The organism is Rhodococcus sp. (in: high G+C Gram-positive bacteria), from assembly GCF_049286785.1.
Lineage (GTDB): Bacteria > Actinomycetota > Actinomycetes > Mycobacteriales > Mycobacteriaceae > Rhodococcus_F.
Genome location: NZ_JBAQEO010000773.1, coordinates 1 through 3412, shown reverse-complemented (window position 1 = coordinate 3412; position 3412 = coordinate 1). Strand labels below are relative to the sequence as shown.

Below are 3412 nucleotides of genomic sequence, written 5' to 3'. Positions count from 1 at the left end.
ATCTCGGACGATGTGAGGACCAGGGTTCGGGCATCATCGCAGTCGGGCGCCGAGGCCTCGACGGACGCCGTCACCCTGTTGCCGTATTTTTCACGTTCGTTCACCGGACTGGACGGCAGATTGGCGTCGAGCACGTCACCCGGATAGAAGTAGTAGTGGCACTCACGGGCGTCCTGGAAGTGCCGGAAAGCGTTCCCGCCGAGCATGACCTCCTCGGCGCCGCCCGTCTGCGGCGGCTCGGGCGACAGCCCGAACCGCACTGCCGCTTCCTGCCCGCCCCGCAATGTGATCAGGCATTCGAACGGGCGACTGCCGGGCGCGAACGATTCGACGCCGCGTTCGCGCAGACGCTCGACCGTACGACACGGATCCTGCTGCATCAGAGGGATTTTCGCCGAATCGGGCGGGGCCGAGTTCAGACGCGTTGCTGCCGACCGGACCACCGTCCAGGCTTCCGCGCAGTCGTCGCCGCCGCCGGAGTCGCCGACGCCGCCCGAACCGTCCAGATACGACACGTGCCCCCAGCGTGCGGGCGCCCGCTCGGCATCTGACGGCAGCGCGAAATAGAGGGTGCATGTTCCGGGAAGCGCATCGAGCGCCGGACGTACCTCCACTCCGCCCTCCGCCCGGGCGACGCCGGTCCGCTCCGGCGGCAAGTGCTCGCCCACCACCACTTCCACCCAAGCCGGGGCCGCGGGAGCGCCACCCGGAGGAATCAGCTCGGCGTGGCAGGTCGAGAGGTCGCCGACGGGGCCGTAGGCGGTGAGCTCACCGAACGTGGCGGCCACGTTCCGGTCGAGCACCCCGCACGCGGCGATCGCCCGAGCCCTCGCGGCGACCGCCAGTTCAGCGCGGTCCAGTTCACTCACGGGCTGACCGTAGACAGGCTGACCTGCGGCGACAACCTGCGGCGACCCCGCAATCACCCCGCCACACGACACCGCCGCGATCCCGAGCAGGCCGATCGCCAGTGCCTCCGCCACCCTCACGCTGCGAGCCACCACACCCCCGAAAATCGATTCGAGTCCCGAACCCCGGCACGCGAACTTTACGCTCAGGAGTACAGTGCTTGTATGCAGCGCGCACTCCTCCTTGGTTGCCGCGACGGGGTCTGATCCAGACTGGCTACCCGTCGCGGGGTTCTTTGTGCGCCGGTCGACACAGCCGTTGGACCCACAAAGTCCTCTTCGAACCTGGAGATCAATCCCATGTCCCCCGCTGACGCCTTCACTTCCGGATCGCGACTGATCACGCCGCCGTCCAAGCCCGCTCCCGCCGACCAGCCTGCGTGGAACACGCAGAAGAACTCGTCGATGCCCACCTTCCGGTACCGCTCCTTCGCGGAAGAGGTCGAACCGGTATCCCTGCCCGACCGCACCTGGCCCGACAAGGTGATCGACCGTGCCCCGCAGTGGTGTGCCGTCGATCTCCGTGACGGCAACCAGGCACTGATCGACCCCATGAGCCCCGCCCGTAAGCGCCGCATGTTCGAGCTGCTGGTCCGGATGGGCTACAAGGAGATCGAGGTCGGGTTCCCCTCTGCCAGCCAGACGGACTTCGACTTCGTCCGCGAGATCATCGAAGACGGCGCGATTCCGGATGATGTCACCATCCAGGTGCTCACCCAGTCACGGCCCGAACTGATCAAGCGCACCTTCGAGGCGTGCGAGGGCGCCAACAAGGTGATCGTGCACTTCTACAACTCCACCTCCATCCTGCAGCGGCGGGTGGTGTTCAAGGCCGAGCGGGACGTCGTCAAGAAGATCGCCACGGACGCCGCGGAACTCGTAGTCGCGGAGGCGAAGAACCATCCCGACACGCAGTGGCGCTGGGAGTACTCGCCCGAGTCCTACACGGGCACCGAGCTCGAGTACGCGAAGGAAGTGTGCGATGCGGTGACCGCGGTGCTGCAGCCCACGCCCGAGAACCCGGTGATCCTGAACCTGCCCGCCACGGTCGAGATGGCCACCGCGAACGTCTACGCCGACTCCATCGAGTGGATGCATCGCAACTTGGCGCGCCGCGACTCGGTGATCTTGTCGCTGCACCCGCACAACGACCGCGGCACCGGTGTCGCGGCGGCCGAGCTGGGCTACCAGGCCGGCGCCGACCGCATCGAGGGCTGCCTGTTCGGAAACGGTGAGCGCACCGGCAACGTGTGTCTGGTCACGCTGGGCCTGAACATGTTCACCCGCGGCGTCGACCCGCAGATCGACTTCTCGAACATCGACGAGATCCGGCGCACCGTCGAGTACTGCAACCAACTGCCCGTCCATGAGCGCCACCCGTACGGCGGCGACCTGGTCTACACCGCCTTCTCCGGCAGCCACCAGGACGCCATCAACAAGGGCCTCGACGCCATGAAGTTCGACGCCGACTCCCAGGACTCCGACGTGGACGACATCGTCTGGGCCGTTCCCTACCTGCCGATCGACCCCAAGGACGTGGGCCGCACGTACGAGGCCGTGATCCGGGTGAACTCGCAGTCCGGCAAGGGTGGCGTCGCCTACATCATGAAGGCCGACCACGGGCTGGTGCTGCCGCGCCGCCTGCAGATCGAGTTCTCGCAGGCCGTGCAGAAGATCACCGACGGTGAGGGCGGCGAGGTGTCGCCCAAGGAGATGTGGGACGTCTTCCACGAGGAGTACCTGGCCCCCGTGCGTCCGCTCGAGCGGATGAAGCAGAAGGTCACCGCGTCCGAGGAGGACGGCGGCACCGACTCCATCACCGCGATCGTGAAGGTGGACGGCAAGGAGCAGGAGATTTCCGGTTCCGGAAACGGCCCGCTCGCCGCATTCGTGGACGCTCTCTCGACCATCGACTTCGACGTACGCGTGCTCGATTACTCGGAGCACGCCATGTCGGCCGGCGACGACGCACAGGCCGCCGCCTACGTCGAGTGCGCCGTGACGGCGCCCGACGGACGGAACACTGTTGTGTGGGGTGTCGGCATCGCGACGTCGATCACTACCGCGTCACTGCGGGCGGTCGTCTCCGCGGTCAACCGCGCGCACTGATCCGATCGGTTCATAATCTCCGCTGCCCCGCAGACGCACGTCTGCGGGGCAGCGGCGTTTACCCCGACGCCGAGTTGAATCACCGGTAACTCGGGCATGAAAGGTCGGCGACAGTGGACGAATCGACACCCGCGTCGAAAGAAAACTCTGTGACAGCGGGTTATAGAAAGAAGCTGGCGGAAGGTGCTGCTCGCCCCCGTCGGGAAGCCGTGAACCCCCGACTGCACCCGACACGCACCTACTCGAACGCTTGACAAAGAGCTCTTAACCTGAATCCGTGGATGTGTGATTTCGTGGGGTTTCTAGGTTCGCTCGGCGTGGGATGCCTGTGGCGGGCATGGGTGATCCGCTGGCCCGGATGCCAGCTCATCCACGTTGGTAGGTGTCCTCGGGTC

The 3412-nt window shown here is 66.4% G+C and carries 2 protein-coding genes; one reads left to right on the top strand and one right to left on the bottom strand.

Annotated features, from left to right (window positions below; genetic code table 11):
• Nucleotides 1-1004 (bottom strand): hypothetical protein (locus tag WAW17_RS27915; RefSeq protein WP_422336106.1); only part of this gene is annotated, 1004 nt, incomplete at its 3' end.
• Between the two features lie 204 nt (nucleotides 1005-1208).
• On the opposite strand from WAW17_RS27915, the gene leuA reads away from it, so the two are divergent.
• Nucleotides 1209-3017: a 2-isopropylmalate synthase gene (leuA, locus tag WAW17_RS27910; protein WP_422336105.1), complete on the top strand. Its 1809-nt coding sequence runs from the start codon at nucleotides 1209-1211 to the stop codon at nucleotides 3015-3017.
• Nucleotides 3018-3412: the final 395 nt, after the last annotated feature.

Bases quoted from the DNA above. Each gene is read 5' to 3' on its own strand.
- leuA (WP_422336105.1), top strand. From the start codon at position 1,209: ATGTCCCCCGCTGACGCCTTCACTTCCGGATCGCGACTGATCACGCCG.